Origin of the sequence: Streptomyces sp. NBC_01351, assembly GCF_036237315.1 — a bacterium.
Taxonomy (GTDB): domain Bacteria; phylum Actinomycetota; class Actinomycetes; order Streptomycetales; family Streptomycetaceae; genus Streptomyces.
On sequence record NZ_CP108357.1, the window covers coordinates 1 to 20,122 of the forward strand.

At 67.8% G+C, this 20,122-nt stretch carries 21 protein-coding genes and 1 pseudogene; 13 read left to right on the plus strand and 9 right to left on the minus strand.

The features are described 5' to 3' along the window. Window positions 1–1,523 precede the first annotated feature (1,523 nt). The 4 genes and pseudogenes from OG625_RS39125 to OG625_RS39140 all read left to right on the plus strand — a co-directional run. Window positions 1,524–2,006, plus strand: coding sequence for a hypothetical protein (locus OG625_RS39125; RefSeq protein WP_329375647.1), 483 nt, complete (start codon window positions 1,524–1,526; stop codon window positions 2,004–2,006). 981 nt (window positions 2,007–2,987) lie between these two features. Then, entirely contained in the window at window positions 2,988–3,317 is a 330-nt protein-coding gene (locus tag OG625_RS39130) for a hypothetical protein (protein ID WP_329391362.1), read from the plus strand. Between the two features lie 545 nt (window positions 3,318–3,862). Then, the gene (locus OG625_RS39135; RefSeq protein WP_329391364.1) at window positions 3,863–4,288 is read left to right on the plus strand and encodes a peptidase inhibitor family I36 protein; all 426 of its coding nucleotides are present in this window, start codon (window positions 3,863–3,865) and stop codon (window positions 4,286–4,288) included. A 288-nt stretch (window positions 4,289–4,576) separates the two neighbouring features. Then, a pseudogene (locus OG625_RS39140) lies at window positions 4,577–4,798 on the plus strand (XRE family transcriptional regulator); the annotation flags it as partial. Between the two features lie 22 nt (window positions 4,799–4,820). Here the strand turns inward: OG625_RS39140 and OG625_RS39145 are convergent. The 3 genes from OG625_RS39145 to OG625_RS39155 form a co-directional block, all read right to left on the minus strand. Further along, on the minus strand, window positions 4,821–5,657 hold the full coding sequence (locus tag OG625_RS39145; protein WP_329391366.1) for a hypothetical protein: 837 nt from the start codon (window positions 5,655–5,657) through the stop codon (window positions 4,821–4,823). Between the two features lie 63 nt (window positions 5,658–5,720). Then, window positions 5,721–6,806 (minus strand): helix-turn-helix domain-containing protein, encoded by a 1,086-nt coding sequence (locus OG625_RS39150; RefSeq protein WP_329391369.1) that lies wholly within the window; start codon window positions 6,804–6,806, stop codon window positions 5,721–5,723. 27 nt (window positions 6,807–6,833) lie between these two features. Then, window positions 6,834–7,526, minus strand: a complete 693-nt coding sequence (locus tag OG625_RS39155) for a hypothetical protein (RefSeq protein ID WP_329391372.1) — start codon at window positions 7,524–7,526, stop codon at window positions 6,834–6,836. A 324-nt stretch (window positions 7,527–7,850) separates the two neighbouring features. Between OG625_RS39155 and OG625_RS39160 the strand changes: the two genes are divergently transcribed. From OG625_RS39160 to OG625_RS39170, 3 genes are read left to right on the plus strand one after another with little or no spacing between them, the layout of a single operon-like run. Beyond that, window positions 7,851–8,093: a hypothetical protein gene (locus tag OG625_RS39160; RefSeq protein ID WP_329391374.1), complete on the plus strand. Its 243-nt coding sequence runs from the start codon at window positions 7,851–7,853 to the stop codon at window positions 8,091–8,093. After that, window positions 8,087–8,692: a hypothetical protein gene (locus OG625_RS39165; protein WP_329391376.1), complete on the plus strand. Its 606-nt coding sequence runs from the start codon at window positions 8,087–8,089 to the stop codon at window positions 8,690–8,692. The genes OG625_RS39160 and OG625_RS39165 overlap by 7 nt, the downstream gene beginning before the upstream one ends. A gap of 5 nt (window positions 8,693–8,697) precedes the next feature. Then, entirely contained in the window at window positions 8,698–10,440 is a 1,743-nt protein-coding gene (locus OG625_RS39170) for an IclR family transcriptional regulator domain-containing protein (protein ID WP_329391379.1), read from the plus strand. A 188-nt stretch (window positions 10,441–10,628) separates the two neighbouring features. Here OG625_RS39170 and OG625_RS39175 read toward each other — a convergent pair whose 3' ends face one another. Then, on the minus strand, window positions 10,629–11,294 hold the full coding sequence (locus OG625_RS39175; RefSeq protein WP_329391596.1) for an HNH endonuclease family protein: 666 nt from the start codon (window positions 11,292–11,294) through the stop codon (window positions 10,629–10,631). Window positions 11,295–11,944: 650 nt separating this feature from the next. Here OG625_RS39175 and OG625_RS39180 point away from each other — a divergent pair. From OG625_RS39180 to OG625_RS39190, 3 genes are all read left to right on the plus strand, one after another. Next, window positions 11,945–12,646 carry a helix-turn-helix domain-containing protein gene (locus OG625_RS39180; RefSeq protein WP_329391380.1) on the plus strand — a complete coding sequence of 234 codons (702 nt, stop codon included), beginning with the start codon at window positions 11,945–11,947 and terminating at the stop codon, window positions 12,644–12,646. Continuing rightward, the gene (locus OG625_RS39185; RefSeq protein ID WP_329391382.1) at window positions 12,643–13,719 is read left to right on the plus strand and encodes an RNA-guided endonuclease InsQ/TnpB family protein; all 1,077 of its coding nucleotides are present in this window, start codon (window positions 12,643–12,645) and stop codon (window positions 13,717–13,719) included. The genes OG625_RS39180 and OG625_RS39185 overlap by 4 nt, the downstream gene beginning before the upstream one ends. Window positions 13,720–14,293: 574 nt before the next feature. After that, window positions 14,294–14,785 carry a hypothetical protein gene (locus OG625_RS39190; RefSeq protein ID WP_329391384.1) on the plus strand — a complete coding sequence of 164 codons (492 nt, stop codon included), beginning with the start codon at window positions 14,294–14,296 and terminating at the stop codon, window positions 14,783–14,785. A 282-nt stretch (window positions 14,786–15,067) separates the two neighbouring features. Here the strand turns inward: OG625_RS39190 and OG625_RS39195 are convergent, their stop codons facing one another. Then, entirely contained in the window at window positions 15,068–15,214 is a 147-nt protein-coding gene (locus tag OG625_RS39195; RefSeq protein ID WP_329391387.1) for a hypothetical protein, read from the minus strand. A 309-nt stretch (window positions 15,215–15,523) separates the two neighbouring features. Here OG625_RS39195 and OG625_RS39200 point away from each other — a divergent pair, with 309 nt between their 5' ends. From OG625_RS39200 to OG625_RS39210, 3 genes are read left to right on the plus strand one after another with little or no spacing between them, the layout of a single operon-like run. After that, window positions 15,524–15,892: a hypothetical protein gene (locus tag OG625_RS39200; RefSeq protein WP_329391390.1), complete on the plus strand. Its 369-nt coding sequence runs from the start codon at window positions 15,524–15,526 to the stop codon at window positions 15,890–15,892. Between the two features lie 3 nt (window positions 15,893–15,895). After that, the gene (locus tag OG625_RS39205) at window positions 15,896–16,228 is read left to right on the plus strand and encodes a DUF6233 domain-containing protein (RefSeq protein WP_329391393.1); all 333 of its coding nucleotides are present in this window, start codon (window positions 15,896–15,898) and stop codon (window positions 16,226–16,228) included. A gap of 23 nt (window positions 16,229–16,251) precedes the next feature. Continuing rightward, on the plus strand, window positions 16,252–16,479 hold the full coding sequence (locus OG625_RS39210) for a hypothetical protein (protein WP_329391395.1): 228 nt from the start codon (window positions 16,252–16,254) through the stop codon (window positions 16,477–16,479). Window positions 16,480–16,534: 55 nt separating this feature from the next. On the opposite strand, the gene OG625_RS39215 is transcribed toward OG625_RS39210, so the two are convergent. The 4 genes from OG625_RS39215 to OG625_RS39230 all read right to left on the minus strand — a co-directional run bounded on the left by OG625_RS39215 (window position 16,535) and on the right by OG625_RS39230 (window position 19,976). Beyond that, on the minus strand, window positions 16,535–16,816 hold the full coding sequence (locus OG625_RS39215) for a hypothetical protein (protein ID WP_329391397.1): 282 nt from the start codon (window positions 16,814–16,816) through the stop codon (window positions 16,535–16,537). A gap of 71 nt (window positions 16,817–16,887) precedes the next feature. Next, window positions 16,888–17,283: a DUF6009 family protein gene (locus tag OG625_RS39220; RefSeq protein ID WP_329391399.1), complete on the minus strand. Its 396-nt coding sequence runs from the start codon at window positions 17,281–17,283 to the stop codon at window positions 16,888–16,890. A 117-nt stretch (window positions 17,284–17,400) separates the two neighbouring features. Then, window positions 17,401–18,966 (minus strand): DNA primase family protein, encoded by a 1,566-nt coding sequence (locus OG625_RS39225; protein WP_329391402.1) that lies wholly within the window; start codon window positions 18,964–18,966, stop codon window positions 17,401–17,403. Next, window positions 18,963–19,976, minus strand: a complete 1,014-nt coding sequence (locus tag OG625_RS39230) for a bifunctional DNA primase/polymerase (protein WP_329391404.1) — start codon at window positions 19,974–19,976, stop codon at window positions 18,963–18,965. The genes OG625_RS39225 and OG625_RS39230 overlap by 4 nt, the downstream gene beginning before the upstream one ends. Window positions 19,977–20,122: the final 146 nt, after the last annotated feature.

Consider the following 20,122-nt stretch of genomic DNA (forward strand, 5'->3'; position numbering starts at 1 on the left):
GAGCGCTGCGCGCTCAGGAGAGAACCGCCTCGCTGCGCTGACGGGGCTCGGCTTCGCCGAGCCAGGGCCGGCCCTTCGGGCCGGGGTCCTTCGCTTCGCTACGGACAGCTCGGGGTTCCGCTTCGCTCCACCTCGAACAGCCTGCTTCGCAGGCTTGGGTGACCCCGTTTCACGGGGTCCGGGCTTGCGGCCCGTTGGGCGGGTCCGCTTCGCTCCCCCACCCGGGTCCTTTGGCTCCGCCTCCAGGACCAGCCCGCTCCGCGGGCGGCTGGCAGCGAGGAGATCGCGGGTGCCTCGGCCGACTCCTGGCTTGCGGCTCCCGGGGAGTGTCACAGGTGGCTGGTCTCGTCATAGAGTCGCCAGTGCCACCAGCCACCCCTGCGATGCGCCTGCCGGTAAGCGAACGGGTCTGGGAGGGTCCTACACCACAGTTCGTCATCCAGTCGTGCCAGCAGCCCCTCCAGTTCCCGGCGCGGACGCGGAGGAAGCCTATGCACGACCACCTCGAGGAGATCCCGGGCCACCGCAACGTTGTCCAGGAACTCATGCTGCTCACAACCGCAGATGGACAGTCGCAGGTACACGTACCTGCCCGGAAGAGCAAGGAAGCTGCGATAGGCAGCGAGAGCGTCTCGGGTTGCCCCGGGCCACCAACCGTCGTGCGGGCGCCGGTACTCCTCGCGATAGATCGCGGAAACAGTCTGCGAAGAAAGACGCCAACGCTTGGGAAACCGCCCGCCCCAATCGCTGATGCCTGCGTACAGCTGCCGCGGGACCACTCGTTGCGCGCGCAGTGCGCTGGGCCGTCTACGCGGCATAAGCCTTTCGGAACACAGTCATGAAATTGATCATGACACGGGCGAGACGAAACTTCCAGGCGTGATACCGATCGTCACCAAAGTGACCAGGCAGAACGTCAAAAACGTCAGTACAAAGACGGCAACCACTGTCAGTGGCAAACCCGGACTCAGAGACCACTGACCAGGGACAACCCCAGACGACACCACTGACACCTCAACGCCGAACCACCACTGACAAACGAACACAGATCATCACTTCGCGCCCTCAAGGCCGGCCCTTCGGGCCGGAGTCCTGCGCTGCGCTCCGGACGGTTCGGGGTTCCGCTTCGCTTCACCCCGAACGGCCTGCTTCGCAGGCTGAACTGACCCCGTTTCACGGGGTCCGGGCCCGCGGCCCGTTGGGCGGGTCCGCTCCCTTCCCCAGCCCCGATCCTTCCGGCTCCGCCTCCAGGAGCAGCCCGCTTCGCGGCCGTGCGGTGCTCGGATCCGCGGTTGAGCTGGGACAGGGCCACGACGGGGATCTGCAACTCCTTGGGGTTGTACCCACGGCCTACCTCACCTGGGGCTCCTCAGCTCCGCCGGCATCCTCCTGCACGACACCACCGCCCGAGCCAAAACAGTTGATCTCCACAGAAGTTGGGCCGAACCCCTAGCAAGATCACTACCCCCGTGGATGGGGTAGGGTCGGACACCCCATTGGCCACACCACCAGGGAAAACACGCATGAGCTTCACGCGCCGAATAGGCACCACCGCCGCCATCACCGCAGTACTCGCAGCAGCCGGCCTGACCGGCACCGCACACGCGGAGGAGCTCACCCCCGACAGCTCCACCATCACCGTCGACGCCTACGACCCGTCCGAAGTCATCCTGCTTAACGCACCACTCTCCAGCGGGTGGGACTACGTCGGTGCCAGCACGTTCAGATACCGCGATACCAACTTGGGCGAGTGGTTCACCGGCTACGTCTACTCGACCGGCGGCAACTTCCTGGCGTGCGTCTCGAGCCGGACCTCCTACCACAAGTACTCCCTGTGGGAGCGCGACGACACCGGCTCCCGCCGGATCTCCACTGTCACCAGCAAGGGCGGATGCCTCACCTTCAAGGGCCTCGATGCCTATGTCGACGGAGCCAACAACAAGGCGGAGTTCATGCTCTCCACCAACGACCCGCAGGGCGGGTACAGCGTCACCTACTATGACTGATCTGCCTCAGTACCTGTTTGGGAACCCGGAGCAGCTGTCCGGCGGCTCGTACGGCAGATGCGGATCCTGGGGGCGGTGATCGTGGCCTCAGTAGCGTGCAACATCCCGTGGCAGGGCGGGGGCGTTCCTACCATGCGGACCGACCTTTGATACGCCAGTAGGTTGATCTTGCTGCAGGGGCTCTCAAGTCCGATGATCTGCGGGTCGATGCTACCGAGGGAATGGAAATTCCTTTCGGAGAATCACTCGTTTCGGTTCCACAAGGAGCTACGTATGAGCCCTGAGCACGGGCATAGGTCGACGGCGCTCGGTCCGCTCCCCAGAAGCGGAAGATGGGTTGCTGGCGGCGCGATGGCGTCGCTGTGTCTCGTGATGCTGGGCTTCAGCAGCCCTGCGCTGGCGACTGCCCAGTACCAGCCGACGGCCGCGGTGAGCCAGGCAGACCCGGATCCCGACGACTGCAGGCCGGGGTGGGACGACAGGTGCGAGGACGGGGACGGCGCAATTGGTCCGACGGGGCCGACGGGCGCCACCGGGCCTCAGGGCGTGCCGGGCGAACAGGGTGAGCCGGGGCCAACAGGGGCAACGGGCCCGACAGGTCCTGGCGGTGGCGCCACAGGTGCGACCGGCCCGACGGGCCCTGCCGGCGCCACGGGTCCGACGGGTGCCACCGGGCCGCAGGGCGAGCCTGGTACGCCAGGCGAACCCGGTGCTACCGGGCCGACTGGGCCCGGAGGCGGCGAACCAGGCGCTACCGGGCCGACGGGGCCGTCCGGGCCCGCAGGCATGGAGGGACCCGCTGGACCGGCGGGGCCGAGCGGCGCTACGGGAGCGACAGGCCCCGCGGGACCGACCGGGGCAACGGGCCCTGCCGGCACAACGGTTGATGTCGGCGCAAGTATCTACTCCACCACCAACCAGCTCATCGCGCCCAACACCCAGACACAGTTCACTTTCAACGCTGCTTTCTACGACACTGACATGATGTTTGACGATGCGTCCGACACTCTGGTGGTCAGAACTCCCGGACGTTACCTCCTCAAGGCGCGGGTCGCATTGAGCTTCAACGCGGCTGGAGTCAATGTCAGTTCCCTCGGCATCCAGGTAAACGGCGGGTTTGTCGCCTTGGACCAAATGCGCGGCGAAGACCCATTTCCTACGCAGGAGGTGTCCACGATTGTTCCGCTGAATGCCGGCGACGCGATCTCCCTCACGATTTTCGCGGGCACCTCACTCGACGCAGAGTCGCGTGCTGAGGTCGGAGCGGCACCCCTTTCGCCGCAGCTACAGGCGGAGTTGCTCGAGCCATAGGCAGCACCCTTGGTCCGACGTATGTGGCGTCTCAGAGGGCGGTTCGTGAGTTGATGTCCCCTGAGGTCTGGTCGTGTCGCGACCGCGACGGTCGAGTTCACGGCGAGGTCGAGGTTCTCGCCGTGAGGCCCAGACCGTCGCGCCGGAGCTGATCGATGCTGAGCGTCAGAAGCGCGTTCGCCTCAGACTCGGTGAGCAGGCCGCGACGGTCATAGTGTGCAAGGTCGACGGGCCATGCCCAGGTCGGACTGCTTGTCGGCCCCGCCGTTCTCGGTTGTGCGGTCACTCGGCGACCACCTTCGAGGCATGGGCGCCTCGGTCCACGCGCCGTCGTACGCATCGGACCGCGGCTCCGTGGCACTCGCGGCGCACCGTCGCGACCAGTGCGCTCCCTGTGACCCAGCCAGGTTGAGGCTGGATGCAAATCAACTGTCGCTTTGGGTAACCACACTGGGATCCCGCGGCTTCCAGCCGCGGCGGGGGCTGGGCGCCGAACCGTGCGGCGCCAGGCTGCTCTGCACAGAAGCCGACCGAAAGAGTCCCACATGCGCGTTCCCAGGATTCTCACGATCGCCAGCACGACCGTCGTCCTGACGGCGGCGCTTGCCGGTGTCAGCCCTGCCCAGGCCCGGTCTGCGCCGACCGGTCCGGCCGTCACCGCTGCCCGGGACCAGATCCAGTGCCCGCGCGGATTCGTGTGTATCTACCCCGAGATCCACTTCGAGGGACAGCCCTACGTCAAACGAGCGACCGACGGCTCGGTCCGACACCTGCCCGACTACATCCGCGGCAAGGGCAGCTCGGTGATCAACAACAGCAGCCGCACCGCAAGGGTCTACCAAAAAGACAACTACTTCGGCCGGCACGTGTGCATCGGATCCGACGGCGGCACCATCGCAGACCTGCGCTCCTACCAGCTCAACGACACCACCCACTCCCTGAAGAACAACACCACACCCTGCGGCGCGTAAGAAGGCATGAGAGGCCAAACACGCCCCGTTCCGGTCCGGCAAGCCGCCGGCCACGTCCATCGGACAGCGACGTCCCCGCGAAGGCCACCCCGTGACAAGCCAAACCGCGGCGGGGCTGCCCTACGGCTGCCCGGCCAAGACCCACACCCTCACAGCCACCTGGCAACAACGCGCCGCACCCCAAGGCCGGTGAAAGCCGGGCCACGATCGTGGCCCGGCAGGCCGCGTGCGCCTGTAGGGGGGGAGGAGAACCGATGATCAGCACGCACGTTCAGCACTGCGCCGTGCGACGAGAAAGCCGCCACCGACGCGCAGGACCAGGCCCTCGCCGAGCTCCCCGCCACCCTGCCCCGTTTCGCCACCCACCTCGAGCTCCACAGGGGGCTGATGCTCGCCCGGTCCGGCGACCGCGCCGGTGGCGTCGCCCACGCCACCGCCGAGATGGACGCCCTGCCACCCGAAAAGCACAGCCTCACCCTGCGCATGCTCCTCAACGAAATCCGAGCCTGAACAGGAGCGGACCGGCACGTGCTCAGAGTGGGCTTGGCGTACCACCCTGGTTGGAGGGTGCGCGCGTGGCAAGAACTGGCAGTTCGCCCTCGATGAGCTCGACAGTGCGCCTCAGGGCTCCAACCCACTCCCGCGCCTGATCGACCCGGCTGCCCAGGTAGCCGTTGTTGTGGCGCAAGGCGGTTCGTCCGCGGATGTGCCGCTCGACCGTATCGGTGTCAGTGAACAGGACGGGCTCGCTCTGGAGCAGCTCGACCGCTTGTGAGATCCGGAGGGCAGCGGGGGCGCTGAGCCAGTTCAGCGTTGACGACAACACCGCCGGTCGGATCTCCTCGTCGAGGACGGTCCATTGCCGTTTGATGTGGGCCGCCCAGGCTTCGTAGTCGATCGGGGAGACATCTGCGTAGTGGACGACTGCCCGGCTGCGAACGTCTCTGAGCTGGGTGGTGTCGCCAGGAGCCTCGACCATCAGTCTCCTCATCTCGCCTAGATCATCATCCAGTCGATCAATCGCCTCATGGAGTTCTGCCAAGTTCGCGCTAGGGAGCATTCTCAGGAAGATGCTGCGGAACTCTTGTGCCACGTGCCGGGTCTGTCGTTGCGCCAATCGTCTCTCGATCACGACATCTTGCATGGCGCTGAGATGCGATAGCACGACAAGGGCGAGTGGCACGCCAAAGAGGAGGCTGGCGAAGCTGGACGCAAGGTTCGTCAGGAAGCTCCGGTCATCCCACCATCCGTGCCCATCGCCGTAGACCCCCAGAGTGATGGCGAGGGTGCCCAGCGGGAGACACACGTAAACAACCCATCGGATTGCTCTGGGTGTGTCCAGCCACCACCGGCCCAGCCGTCCGAACATTCAAGCCCCCTCGGGACAGTGGCGCAATAGTAAGCACTTACCTATGACATTGTGGTGATTCAGTTACTTCACGAGTTGCAGTGCTGGCCGCACAGGAGCGGTTCTGTGTTCGCCGCCGTTGAACCCAATGGGCGTGAGGCCGAATACGAAGTCATTGAGTTCGTGGGGGTGGATATTCATGGCTCTTGCCACATCGAAGTGGCTCATGTGTGCCGCTCGGAGTGCTTCGAATGCCTTCGTGAGGATCTGACTGCTTTCTCTGGCAAGGTTGGATCCGGGCTCTCCTCTGCGATAACCCATCTGTGAAAGCTGCTTGGCTGTCTGATGGTATTTCCAATCGGAGAGCTGGCCGAGGGTGCGCAGCCGGTAGGCGAGGGCCATGGCGGACACGCCCCATCGGCGTTTGGCGCTCAGGATCCGCTCCAGGCTGGGCTGGTCGAGCTGCTGGGCGAGGATGCCGGCCTTCGGCATGAGGAAGGCGGATGCGAAGGCATCGGCTGCGGCTTCCGCGGTCGGCCCTGAGGGGCTCTCCGGGCCGCTGTGCAGGACGAGGTGGCCCAGCTCGTGGGCAACGTCGAACCGGCCACGCTCACTGCTCTTGCGGGTGTTCAGAAGTATGTAGGGCACGCCGTGCTTGGTCGTGGAGAACGCGTCGATGTCGAGGCAATCAGGAGCCAGGGAGAAGATACGTACCCCGTGGGCCTCCAAGAGGTGGACCATGTTGGGCGCTGACGCTTCCCCCAGGCCCCAGTCTGCGCGTACCTGTTCGGCCGCGGCCTCGGGGTCCATGCCGTCGTAGGCCGGCACGTCGGGGCGAGGAAGCGTGAAGTGCGCTTCGAGCCACTGGTTCAGGGTGGCTGCGATGGCGCCGCAGCTCAGTGCGCTGTCCCTCTCGACCGCGCTCATCTTGCTAGGTGCCCGGAAGCTGACAGCCCCCGCCACGACGTCGGGTGCCGGCTCGGCACGGAAGAAGTCGAGGGGGAAGCCGAGGCTATGGGCGAGTGAGGAAAGCGTCTCCTCCGATGGGACTTTCCTGGAATTCTCGAACGCGGTGATGCTCTGGGCGGAGATCCCAGATTCGCGAGCCAGCGCAGCAAGAGTCATGCGCCGCCGTTTCCGAGCCAGTACAAGTCTCTCGGGGGTGAACACTTTCCTCAACTCCCGTTATTCGCCAGATCAGCCGGTGAACTGCACCGGAATGTGTACGCCGTTGTCGTCGTCCGGGGCGTCGAGAAGCGCGATATCGACCCCGGGGTCGGGAAGGGTAAACAGCGGAATACGCTCGCTCCACTCGTTCACGAACGACCCGTTCATCTTTACAGGATGGGAGAGCTCAGCAGCCAGACCTGCCGCGGTGCGCTCGTACAGAAGGAACCACAGGGGCATTTCGTCCAGCTCGCCACCAAACTCGATGTCGTCCCTGGACTGGATGACGCCCTGGCCGGTGCGCCGCTCGAACTTGGCGTTGTTCTCCACGATCACCGCCATGGCGCGCCCCTTGGGGTTCTTCGAGCGCACGGACCGGTCAAGGTCCGTGATGCCGCCGGAGCCGCTGATCGCAGTGATCGCGTGGGTACCGGCGGGGTGAACCACGCGCAGGATGCTGTCCCGTCGGGTGTACTTCCACGGCAACGGCGACTCGTACAAGTCGCTGAGGTGCTCCGCCAGGTACTTGCGGTCCGTCAGGTGCTCCGCGAGGTAGCGGTTCGCCCTGCTCCAGAAGGTGATCCCCGACATCGATGGGGCGTCGAACTCAGTGCACATCCGCGCCTGTCCGGCCGCCCACTCCAGAGCGTCCACGAAGATCTGCTTCTTCACTCCCAGCTGTGCGAGTCGCGCGTCGAGCTGCATGGCTTCAAGGCCTGCCACAGACACCCTCCCTGACTAGGTTTCATAAACCGTACCTCACATTGGGTCAGATTTTTGAAACCTTCGCGATCATTGCACATGTGTTCGAATTTGTCATCCCAGCGGAACGCCGTCGAGCCGGCCTCGGGCGTCGCGTAGACCCCGAAGGCAACGGAGCAGTGCACGCAGTGATCACACGCAGACGTTTGCAGTCATCATCGATCGTCGGGCAATTCCAGGGCCGGGGCTCCGTAGTAGTGGCGTGACGCAAGTTGGCGTCGTTCCCAGCAGGAAGACCTGGAGCCTGAATTGACACCCCCGGTTTGGACCGAGTTGCTCTCGGTCGTGGCTGGCTCGGTCCCCGTGGCCGCCGCGTTCTGCCAGCCCTGGGCCGCGGAAATGGCCCGGCGGCGCATCGCGCGCCGGCCTTCCGCGCACGGTGTGAGCGCACCGGCACGGTGCGGGCTGTGCGCCCGTACGAAGACCGTGGTGATCCGCTACGACCTGCCTGAAGGAGGACGGGTGACGGTGTGGAACACCGTCACCGGGTCCGCGCACGACGGGCAGGAAGAAGGCGGCCCATGGTGAGCAGGGGTTCTGAAGACGAGGAGCGTCAGCGCCAGAAGGCCGTGCGGCTCCATTTCACCGACCACGCCGAGGAGTACGAGCGGAAGGTGATGGCCATGCTGCGGACCAGCTATCCCTCCATCCGTGACCACTGGGAGGAGATCGCGCAGGAGGCGCACGAGAGGACGCTGCGTGTGTGGCTGGAGGGCAGGAACGAACCGGACCGGCCTGCCCTCCCCTACATGAAGCAGGTCGCCAGGAACATCGCCGTGGACGCGTTGCGGTCGCCGGAACGGCCGCTGGAGGACGAGGCGCTGCTGCCCTTGGCGGAGGAGCGGGGGGTGCATCAGCGTGAGCTGCTGACGCCGCCTGATCCGGCTTTCTGTCTCGCGGTCGAGGCGATAACGAACATGAAGCCTTCAAAGCGTAAAACCGTCGCAGAAGCGCAGATTAAGGGCGACGATGAGAACACCATCGCGGTGGACCTGCAGACCCCGCCCGCCCAGGTCCGCTCCCTGAGCAGCAAGGCGTCCAAAGACCTGCGCGGCGCGGACGAGCTCCAGGCCTTCATCCGATGGGAACACCACAGGAAGCACCGGCGCGGGGAAGAGGACGCGTGACTGGCATGATCAGGAACGACATCGGACAGACGCTCCTGAGGTCGCGGGCGCCACGGGCGGCCACCGAGCGCAACACCGGTCCGCAGCCCCACAAGGACTACTGGGACCGGCCCGAAGGAAACTGGGGCCTGCTGGTCGGGCCGGACGCGCTGGAGCGGCGCGAACACGCGAACTCCTGCTACCGGCTGGGCAGCAAGGCGCTGCGCCGCGGCAACGGACACCTCGCCGTCACCTGGCTCAAGAACGCCTGCATGGAGTTCCACCCCGGTGCCGCGTTCCGGCTGGCCGTGGCCCTGTGGCGGGAGGCCTACGACCGGGGCCAGGCCGCCGCCGTGCGCGAGGAGGTGCTCGGCGTCCTTGCGGCCGCGGCCCGGTTCGGCCACGCTGATGCGCGGATCCTGCTGGACCTCCACGCCCGGGCGCAGCTGTCTGTGGCGAAGAGTCGGATGATGGCCTGGCAGGACCCGGACTTTGTACCCGCGGTCACCCAGCTCCTCGCCGGCTACCCGCCCGCACTTGCCCTGCCCCGGACCGCCGCCGGCCCAAGGGCGGGCGCCGCGTCGAAGCGGTACTCCCCGCTCAGTCTGCGCGCGTCGGCGGTGGCGGCCGCCTCGCAGCAGATGGACAAGCCGCTCGGGCCACAGCGGTGGGAGTCGGCGATGCGGGTCCTGGACGTCCTCGACGTCATCGCCTCCGCCGGACGGCCGGTGGACAGCGAGCGGATCCGCACCCGCACCAGCCTGCCCCACCGCGTGCTGGAACAGCTCCTGTTCTGGCTGTGCGGGCAAGGGCTCGTCGAGCGCCTGCCCGACGCCTCCTATGTGGCCGGGCCCCTGCTCAAGATGATGTCCACCGGATCTGGAGCTCTCCAGCCGCAGGTCATCCTGCACCGGGCCCTGAGCCGGCTGCGCGACACCGTCGACGCCGCGGTCTACCTGGCCACCTACTCAGACGGCGAGGTGACCGTCAGCCACTGCGCAGACGGCCCCACCACCCCCCGGGTCGAGGAGTGGGTCGACTTCCGCGACGCCGCGCACGCCAGCGCCGTCGGAAAGAGCCTGCTGCACCAACTCGACTTCGACAGCCGCATGGATCACCTCGCCCGGCGCAAAGCCGTCAAGCTCACACCCCGGACCATCACCGACCCCTCAACCCTGTTCCAGTCCATCGACCACGACGGCCCCCATGCCGTCCAGTTCGACCTGCTCGAATACTCCGGGCAGTACGTCTGCGTCGCCGTTCCCCTCGGCCTGGGAGGACAAGCCGGCTGCGTGGCACTGTCCCTGCCCGTCAGCCAACGCCACCGGCTCCTGGAAATCGCACAAGTCCTCAGCGACCAGGCCACCGGCCTGCTCCTCTCCCTGCTCCTCGCCTCCACACCCCCCCTGGTCGAACCCGGCCGCCAAGGCCACCCCGACACCCGCCCGAACCCCGCCCTGTGGACACCCGCACCCGGAGCACCACAGCCCACCAGCTTCACCGCACCCGACCCCACCCACACCCCGCCCCCGGCCGGCGACGCAGGGCCACTCTGGCTCCCCGCCGCCGCCCAGCCCACGACCCAACCCAGCTGCGAAACCACAGCCGAACCCGACACCGGAAACGAGGAGGAACCCCACGACCACGACCACCGCGATGAACACCCGCACCCACACGGCATCCACTTCGGAGACCACAACAGGCTGACCGCCCGCCTCAACGAACTCTCGGCCCTACGCACCCGACACCTCACCAGCAGCAGCGCCTGACCACCCCGCAGATGACCTGCCCCAAGCACCGGGCTCGGGGCAGGTCCCACCAACCGCCACCCACCACCAACCAACGCGTCCGCTCCGACCGCCCGCCGGTCCCCGCACAACGGGCCGCCGCCCACGTCACCGAGAGGAAGGACCGCCACCCATGACGAGTGACGGCCCTCGGTCCCGCGGTCCTGCCGCTACGGGGCGGGGGTGAACTCCACGTCCGTGCCGCCGCAGCCGGCCGCGATGTCCTGCAGCCGGTCCCGCTCGGCTTCGTCCACCGCCAGGCCCCAGCGGAGCTTCGTCGCGGTCCACTCCGCGCCGTAGCGGCACAGCGCCTCCGCCGACGGCGGCAGCCACTGGGCCGGATCCTGATCGGCCTTCTGCCGGTTCGAACGGGCCGTCACCGCCACCAAGCTGGACAGCTGGCCCTGATCGTTCGCGTACGCCTCGCGCCTTTGTGCGGTCCACGAACTGGCGCCCGAATCCCAGGCCTCGGCGAGCGGAACCATGTGGTCGATGTCCAGACGGGAGGCGTCGGTCACCGAGACGTCGTCGTAGTACGAGACCCACATACCCTCGCTCAGCGCGCAGCCCGGACCGATGGCCGGGTATTCCACCGCCTCGGACAGCAGAACCTCCTGCCGGGTGTTGCAGCCGTCGGAAGGCAGGTCTCCGGTGTTCCAGTGCTTGAAGGAGGTACGTCGGTAGCCGGTCCGGTCCTCGACCGCGAGCGGGAGCGCGGACACCGCAACCCCGATCGGCAGGACCTGCGGCACCGCGCGCACCTCTTCGGCGGCTTGTGCGGTCGTAGCGGGCAGGGACAGGGCAAGAGCAGCAGCCGCACCTACGGCCCGCATCATGATCATCATGGTGCGGTTGTACCGGCCCACACACCATCAGCAACAGGCCCCCGGGCACGGTTCACCCAGGCGGGGACATGGATTCACCGCCGAAACGGCACTGCATCTGTGACCGCCGCGCGCAGCCGGCCCCGATCACCGCTCACCCGGCGGCCGCAGCCGGCCCGGCAACCTCCTCGCCGTCTTCCCGCTCCACCCGACTGAGATCCGGATCGGCTACACCCGGGTCTCCACCGGCGGGCAGAAGCTCGACCGGCAGACTACCGCTGACCAGCACGACCAGAAGCCGGACCAAGCCCATCCGCGTCGAACCTGGCACGATGCCGCGAGATCGCTTCTCACCTGGTCATCCGCACCGGCAAGAAGCGCGGCCAGCACCCGGCCCCTGCGACCGTCACGCGCATGCTGCGCGAGCACGACGAACAGGCCGCAGCGCTGGCGAGCGCACGCCGGGCCGGGGGGAACCAGAGCTGGGTGCTTGATCCGTGCCGTGCCGGCCAGGAACGCCAGACCGATAAACATGCCATTCGGGCAGATAGGTGGAGGACTGCCGCGTCGGAGTGAACGGGCGACGCTGCCGCCGACGCTTGGCGCTACAAAGGATCTTCGAAGCGATGGCGGACACGCGGGGGGAAACGATTATGCCTCAAGTGGAGATCCTGCGTGCCTACAGGTTCGCCCTGGACCCCTCCGATGCTGAACGCGCCGAGCTGGCCCGCTATGCCGGGGCCTGCCGGTGGGCCTTCAACTACGCCCTGGCGAAGAAGACTCAGTCCCATCAGGCTTGGGCCGAGCGTCGGACCGCTTACCTGGCAGCGGGGCTGAGCGAAGCCGAAGCGAAGGCCCGGATCAAGGCCGACGGCGCTGAGCTCACCGATCGCATCAAGGTGTGGGACCACCACCGCAAGAGCCTCATGAGCACCGCCACCGGCAAGCAGCCTCTTCCCGCGACGCGGCCCCCGGCCGGACAGGAAGCACTCGAACGCCGACTGGCCGCGGCCCGCGCGGACGCCGCCGGTACCGGCCGTGAACGCCAGCTCCTGGCCGAAGCCCGCACCACGGTGAACGCGCTCAAGGCCGAAGCGTTCAGTGCCGGATACCGCACACCGACGGCCACCGACACCAGCGCCCTGTGGCGCATGGACCGGGACCGGCCCAAGGAAGAGGGCGGCAGCCCCTGGTGGGCCGAGGTCAACGTCTACTGCTTCACCTCCGGCTTCGACCGCGCCCAGGTCGCCTGGAAGTACTGGCAGGACTCGCTCGCCGGGCGCCGCGCCGGCCGGCGCAACGGATACCCCCGGTTCAAGAAGAAAGGGCGCACGGCGGAATCGTTTCTCTCTTCCACGACGTGAAGAGGCCGATCATCCGCCTGGAAGGCTACCGGCGCCTGGTGATGCCGGGCCTTGGCAGCATCCGCATTCACGACACCGGCAAGCGTCTGGCACGGCTGGTGGAGCGCGGCCAGGCCGTCATCCAGTCCGTGACCGTCACTCGCGGCGGCCACCGCTGGTACGCCTCCGTGCTGGCCAAGGTGCGGCAGGACGTTCCCGTGCTGTGGGAGCACATCGACGACGACGGCACCCGCGTCCGGCATCTGACCCGCGCCCAGGCCGAGAAGGCCGCCGAAACCGGCGGACGCATCGAGCAGATCGGCCGTCCGACCGCCCGCCAGCGCGCCGGCGGGCTCGTCGGCATCGACCTCGGCTCCCGCTACCTGGCCGCTCTGTCCAGCCCCCTCGACCCGGCCGACCCCGCCTCCATCCTCGTGCCACACCCTCGTCTGCTCGCCGACAGCCTGGCCAAGCTGGCGAAAGCGCAGCGCACGCTGTCCCGTACTCAACGCGGCTCGCAGCGGCGGGAGAAGGCCGCCGCCCGGGTTGCCCGCGTCCACCACCAGATCAAGGTGCGACGCGCCTCGTTTCTGCACGGCCTTTCCAAGAAGCTCGCCACCCGGTTCACGCATGTGGCGATCGAAGACCTCCGCCTCACCGCTCTCACCGCCTCGGCCAAAGGCAGCGCTGACAAGCCTGGCAAGAACGTGAAGGTCACAGCCCGGTTCAACCGGCATCTCCTGGACGCCGCGCTGGGCAGCCTGCGCAGCCGGCTCGCATACAAAACCGCCTGGTACGGCTCGCAACTCGTCATCCTCGACAAAGCCGAGCCCGTCGCCAGCACCTGCGCGAAGTGCAAGGAGCGAAACCCAAGCTCCGCCCCTTCACGCAGCAAGTTCCACTGCCCCTCGTGCGGCGCGGTCGTACACCGCCACGAGAACAGCACCGCGAACATCGTGCACGCGGCGCGCAGGCAGCTCACGACGGTCGCCTCCGATAGGGCGGAGACCCTAAACGCTCGTAGAGCCCCTGTAAGTCCTGGTGTCCGTAAGGACACTGGGCAGGGGGCGTTGAAACGAGAAGACACCGGCTGACGCCGGTGCCACCCCCGGGGAGTGATCCCCGGGCGTCCCGCAGATCCGGGGCGATCCGTGTTCTGGGAGGCCGGTACCTGCGCCCCATGTTCGGTGTCCGCGTAACGAAGGACGGTGCCGTTTGGACTGTAGGGCCAGTGCTCACACGAGGAAGGAAGGCTCCTCGCCGCGCTGCTGGCGGCCCCGTTGCCCGAGCCTGCACCCGCCGCCCCGTCGCCCGCGAAAGAGGGAGCTGTGCCGCGCGGCCCACGGCGTCACCGACGTCGAGCGGGGAACGCGCCGGGAGCTTCCGCACGTCCAGGCCCGCCACGCCCCCGCCGGGCCACCACACCACACCACAGCAGGCTCCGTTCCCCGCAGCGAACCAGACGAACGAGGCCCCGCTCCATGGGCCGACCAAGATCGGACCCCCTCACATGACCCCCGCGAGCATGGGCTCGGCAGGCCTACTGGACCTTCCCTCAGGTGTCAAGCCACGACTTCCTGTGACATGACCAGCCCGTCAGCATGACGCCTACTGGAAGTAGCGAACGACGGCACCTCCCACCAGCCCCCACCTGCGAGGAACGCTTTCATGTCCCACACCACGCACCGCCCCCGCCACACCCGGCCCACGCGACGCACCTCCCGCTACCTGCTGGCCTTCGCCTCAGCCGCCTTCATCTCCGGCGCCATCGCCATACCGGCCTCAGCGGCAACCGCACCCACAGCCCCGTCCGCAGTCGCAAGCGTCCTCACCGACATCCCCGGAACCAACGACGACACCACCGAGTACGGCGGCAACACCGGCCAAAAGGACAGCGGCAGCGTCTACGACGACGAGTACGGCGACTTCATCGGCGGCGGCATCATCGGCGGCAATGGCGGCAATGGCGGCAGTGGCGGGAACGACGACACCACCGAGTACGGCGGCAATGCCGGGGGCAACCCCCACCGTGACCCCGCCGGCGGCGCCTACGGACCGGACACCTGCAAGCAGGGCTACGTATGGCGCGAAAGCTTCGACGGAGACACACAGTGCGTCACACCCGCAGAACGCGACGTAGCCAAAGCCGGCGCCAACTAACGCGCTCAGTCCCAGCTGCCCCCCGCCGAGGCGGGGGGGCACACACGGGAGTCGCTTGTCGACGACTTCGGGAGTCACTGGGCACCTCGGCGCCATGATCAAAGTCCATGAGCCCGGGAGTCACTCAGCTCAACTGCACGTTTATGCGATCAGCCCGTGTGTCGGACCTCAGACCTGCGCCCAGGCCCGCAGCAGCCACCCCGGCGGGGGACATGAAGCGGGCCCGTCCCCGAACGGCGACGGGCCCAAGAGCGCCGGGCCGGAGGCGGCCCGGGACGGCCGCTAGCGCCGCAGCCGGCCCCACTCAACGAAGGCGACCGCGAGCAGCCACGTCGCGGGAGTGAACCCGCTCTGCACCGCGTCGCCCCACCGGGGCGCGACGTGCGCCAGCAGGGTCACGGGCGCCGGGCTGACCAGGGCAGCGGCCACGAGTAACCGCACCGGCCAGACACGGCGGACAGGCTCCGGCTGCGGGCACGAGCAGGACGGGGTCACAACGGGTTCGGACATGGCAAAGCCCCACAAGGAGTCAGGACGAACCGCCAGAAAACGGGGCACGCCCCGGGCGGTGACCGAACTTTGCGACGGCTGGGGGTTAGCCCCGCAAGCCGTCACGAAACCCCAGGTCAGAGCCCATATGCTCCGAATCTCGGGTACGCGCTACACCACCACTCCCTTAGCCGCGCAACCCCCGTGGCAGACTTCCCCCAGAAATCGAACACGTGTTTCCATTGGGGTGTGAGAGCACCGTTCCGCTTCCCCCCGGACCTGCTCGCCCTCGAACGGGCGTGGCTGGACACCTACGCCGGTCTCGCCGAGGGACCGGCCACGGCCGGAACGACCGTCCTGCGGCGCCGGCTGATCGCCCTGTCCGGGCACCTGTGCACCCACCCGTATTGGGAGACCCCCGCCGGCCCCGGCAGAACGGAACGCAGCATGAGCGAGCAACCCACCACGCCCCGCCCCAAGACCGTCCCGGTCACATGGGCACCCAGCCAGACCGGCCCCTGCGCCCGCTGCCACTCCGCCACCTGCCGTTACGGGTTGGGGGCCTCGCCCCTCTGCGCGGCCTGTAAGGCCCTGCGGCAGGCCCAGTACGGCGGCTGACCGGTGTCCGTACTGCCGCCCGATCTGCCCCGGCTGCGGACCCTGGTCACCTACCTGCGCGGCGAACTCGGCCGCGCCGAGCAGGCCCTTGCCACCGCCGAGGAACGCGAGGCCCTCGCCACCAGCAGGCTGCCGCCGAAGGAGCCGCCCGCGTGGCTGATCGAGCGCGGGATCGGCAACGGCCGGCCCCCGGTCCGCCTGCACGCCGGACACTGCTGGGACACCGGCAAACGCTGCATCCCCGCCAGCCCCGAGCAGATACGGCAGCTCCTGACCCAGGGCATTCCCGCGTGCATCCACTGCCGCCCTGACACCGCCCTCGGAGTGCTGGAATGACCGGGCACCGGCAGGGTGGGGGAATGAGTCCCGAGCTGCGCGTGGTCGTCTACCCGCCGGACGCCGAGGGCGGGCGCCGCGTCCGCTGCGACGGGGAGATTCTCGGCCGTGCCCTCGGCCCCGCCGACCTCCTCGAATTCCTGCGGCGGGCCGGCCTGGACCCCGACGTCGTCCGCCTGGACGATCCGCTGCTCATCGAGTGGCGCGGCGGCGGGCCTGCCGTCTGGAGCCCCGACCCCGGCGAGCAGTGAGCGCAGCAGTGCGGGCCGCCACCCGGCAAGGGTGGCGGCCCGCACCGCGTGCTGGTCAGACGACGGGGGAGCCGGTGTAGTCGTGGCGTCCGTAGCCGCGGCCGTCACCGTGCCAGTCCAGGAACAGAACCGAGTCGGCCAGGGCGCGGGGGCCCGCCCGGTGGCTGATCGTCGGCGTGCGGTAGCGGCCGTTGTAGTTGGCGTTCGGCGTACTGTCCTCCAGCCGCCCCTCAATCGCGGTGAAATCGCGCTCGATCACCACGGGGTCCGTGCCCTGGCGGGACTGCTTGATCTGCAACCGCAGCTTGGCCCCGTCGAAGATCGTCGGGTCGTCCACCTCGGCGCGCGGGCGCGAGCGAATACCGGCGGCGGGACCAGATCGACAGGGCCGCGCATTCGCCTTCGGCGCTACGTCGCCCTGATGCCGGTGGCAGCTATCGCCGCGTCAGTGCCGCCTTGTGAGCGGGGAGTCTTCTCTCCCACCCGACGTGGCTCGATGGTGCGTGGATCGACGGCTTCGCCTGGGGCGCCTTCGTGATAGAGCCCGTCAGGTTCGGTGTCGCGGTCGTGCGGCAGGAGAAAGAACACACGGCGTAGTTGTAGGCCGCTGTCGGGGTCGGCTTCGGCGTGTTCGTCGAGCTCGCTGTACCCGACCATTCGGCCGTCCCGGGCGTATCGGGGCTTGCCGCGGCGTCGGGCGGTCTTGTCGAGTGCCTGCCGTACGTAGTCGAGACGGTCGGGGTTCTCCAGCCACACCACGGAGCTTTCGTGGAGGAGGTCGCTCTCGTTCAGCAGCGAGCTCATGGCTGCAGCCCCTTTTCGTTGTCGACGGCCAGGCACGGGCCGGTGTTCCAGTGGTCCCGTGCGGGGGCACGGTGCCCATCGTAGTGAGGTGTGGTGCACGCGCGTAGTGCGCGTGGTCTAGACATGCTCGGCCTCAGGTTCGGGTTCGTCCTCGCCGAGAAGGCCAAGTCCGGGATAGTACTTCTTACCGCTGGACTTCATCATGTCCGCCGGTGAGGCGAGTGAGAGTTCCTGCCGCACCCGTGTGGCGAACGCCCGGGCAGTGGCGGGACGGATGCCTTCACCCGCACTGCACCAGTTGCTGTACGCGGCGTAGAGCAGACCTTGCTCAACCTTGAGATCACCCGAATTCCTGTCACTGGCGCGGCCGGCGGGGGCGCCGGTGGTGCAGCACTCCGTGAGGAATCGGCCGATGTGGTCCTCGGTCGTGGCGTATGCCTGGGTGGCCGTACGCACGGAGGCAGGGCCTGTCAGCGGGTCGCGCGTGGCGAGGTAGCGCTGGGCGCCTTCGATCAGCCAGTGCAGGATGCCGGGGCCCTCACTGTCGACGAGCTCCTTGGCAAGGTTGTCGATCTTCCGCGCCGCGGGGACGACGCGTTCGAAGGGGATCAGGCGGATGCGGCGCCAGAAGGCGTGTCCGCCAGTGCCGACCTCGGGGCGGTGGTTGCCGAGCAGCCACAGCTTGTGCGTCGGGGTGAAGGAGAAGAAGTCCTGACGCATCCGGCGCGCCATGATGCGGTCCCCACCCGTCAACAACTTGACGCGGGACTCGTCGAACTTGTCGTTCGGCTTGAGCTCGCTGCACACCACGATGCGCCGGCCGTGGAGCTCGGTGAGCTCGGTGGAGTGCTCGGAGAACTTCCCCTTCTCCATCAGGAAGCCGGGTGGGGCCGCCTGCGCGTAGTCACCGAGGATCTGCGTCATGACGTCCAGGAGCACGGACTTCCCGTTGGCGCCGGTGCCGTAGAGAAAAGGAAGGACCTGCGCACCGACGTCTCCGGTGATGGAGTACCCGAGGAGCAGGTGGAGGAACTGGATAGTCTCCAGTCCCTTGGCGTCGTCGCCGAAGGTGTCGTGCAAGAACCGGTGCCAGCGCGGGGTCGGCATTGCCTCGGGGCCGACGCTGGTGGCCCGCGAATGCATGTCGCACTCGGGGTCCGGCTTGCGTAGCTGGCCGGTGTGCAGGTCGACGACACCTGCCGGGGTGCACAAGGCATACGGGTCGCCGTCCAGGACGTCCGGGTCGAGGGCGAGCGCGGGCGAGGCCTTCGCCTGGGTCAGCATCGCCTTGATGCCCGGGGTCGACATGGACCTGCGCCGGTGCAGGAGCAAGTCTCGGTCGCTGAACAGGCCAGTGGGGTCAGTGGAGGGCATCTGCTCGGCCATGTCCCCCGCCGCCCAGACGGCGGACTTCTCTCCCCCGGTACGTTTCCACCGGTACTGGTTCCAGTGGTACCAGCCCAGGCCCTCTACATGGCGGAACTGGTCCCCGTACATGACCGCGAACAACTTGGCGTTGCCTCGGTCGGTCAGCAGGGTGGGAAGCTGTCCAGTCGGCCGGACCGCCTCACGCACGGTGGCGGTGTTCTGCTGACCGGGTAGGTTCGCCGACATGTCCTGGAGGTCAAGCATCTGCCGGGCGGCGGCAGTGGCGTCGAAGCGCGGGCCATCTGCGCTGCTCATGGGCGTCCTTTGAAGTGAAGCGGCCGGCTGATACCGGCGGACAGGGCAGAGTTGATGACGGCGAGGCTGCGATGGCTCTGGTACGGGCGGGCTATGTCCGCAGCCGCCGCCAGGAGCTCTCGGGCCTGGGAGTCTGTGAGATGGCCCGCTCCCACCAGGCCGCCCGCGGTGTAGGCGGCCCGGTTGAGTTTCTCGGTGAAACTCGCCCCGTGCGGGATGGCAGCGCAGTCCTGAACTTCGGCCAGCAAGGGGTCCAGCAAGCGGTGCGCAGCTGGGGCGTCGGGCCGTGCGGACCTGCGCGACGGCGGCACGGCAGGGCGAAAGGGGCCGTCGGTGACCACGTGCCCGGTACGTTCCAGCTCGGCGGCCAGCCAATCAGGCAAGGGCGCGGGAAGTCGCGCTGCCCCGACGGGAACATAGGCCCCGGCCCGAACTCGGGTCGCCGGGGCCACGATGTATCCACCGGTCGCGCGTACGTCGACCTGCCACGCGAGCGCTACCTTCGGGCTTGAGCCGGTCGAAGATCGGTAGCGCACTGCGGACTCAGCAATCCGGTACCAGACGTGCAGCCCACCGGAGGGGGTCCTGACCCTCAAGGTTGCCTCGTCCTCCGCAGGATTGGATCGGCCACGGTAGGCCGCGAGCAGGGCGAGGGTGTCGAATCCTGAAGCCAGCCCAGCCAGATTGACGTCCGGATGGATCGAGATCCCCGGCAGAAGCCGGTCACGGTCCGGTACTTCAGCTCTGTGGGCGTCGACATCGAGAACCACCAGGCCCGCAGGCCCGCAGGAGACACCGACCCCCATCGTCGGCTGAGCACCCCACCAGGCGTTCAGCCTGGCGGTGTCGGTGGTGGCAGCGTGAAACCCGTGGCACCACTTGCCTTCGGCAACACAGGTGCATGTCTGCGGGGCATGGAGGTGTTCCCTGCAGGCAGGGCAGTTGCCGGCGGGTGTCTTGAAGCCGGGAGCCAGAGGGTGGACGGGCCAGCCTCGTGCCGCGCACCACATCGCGACATCGAGGGGGCCCGCGCTCCCTGATGGCGTTGACGTACTGCTCTCACCCTGGCGCGGCACACGATCGTCCTTGTCGAGGGACCCATCAGTTGATTGAGTCCCTGAGACAAAAGCCCTGGTCAGAGGGCTAGGATGCTTCA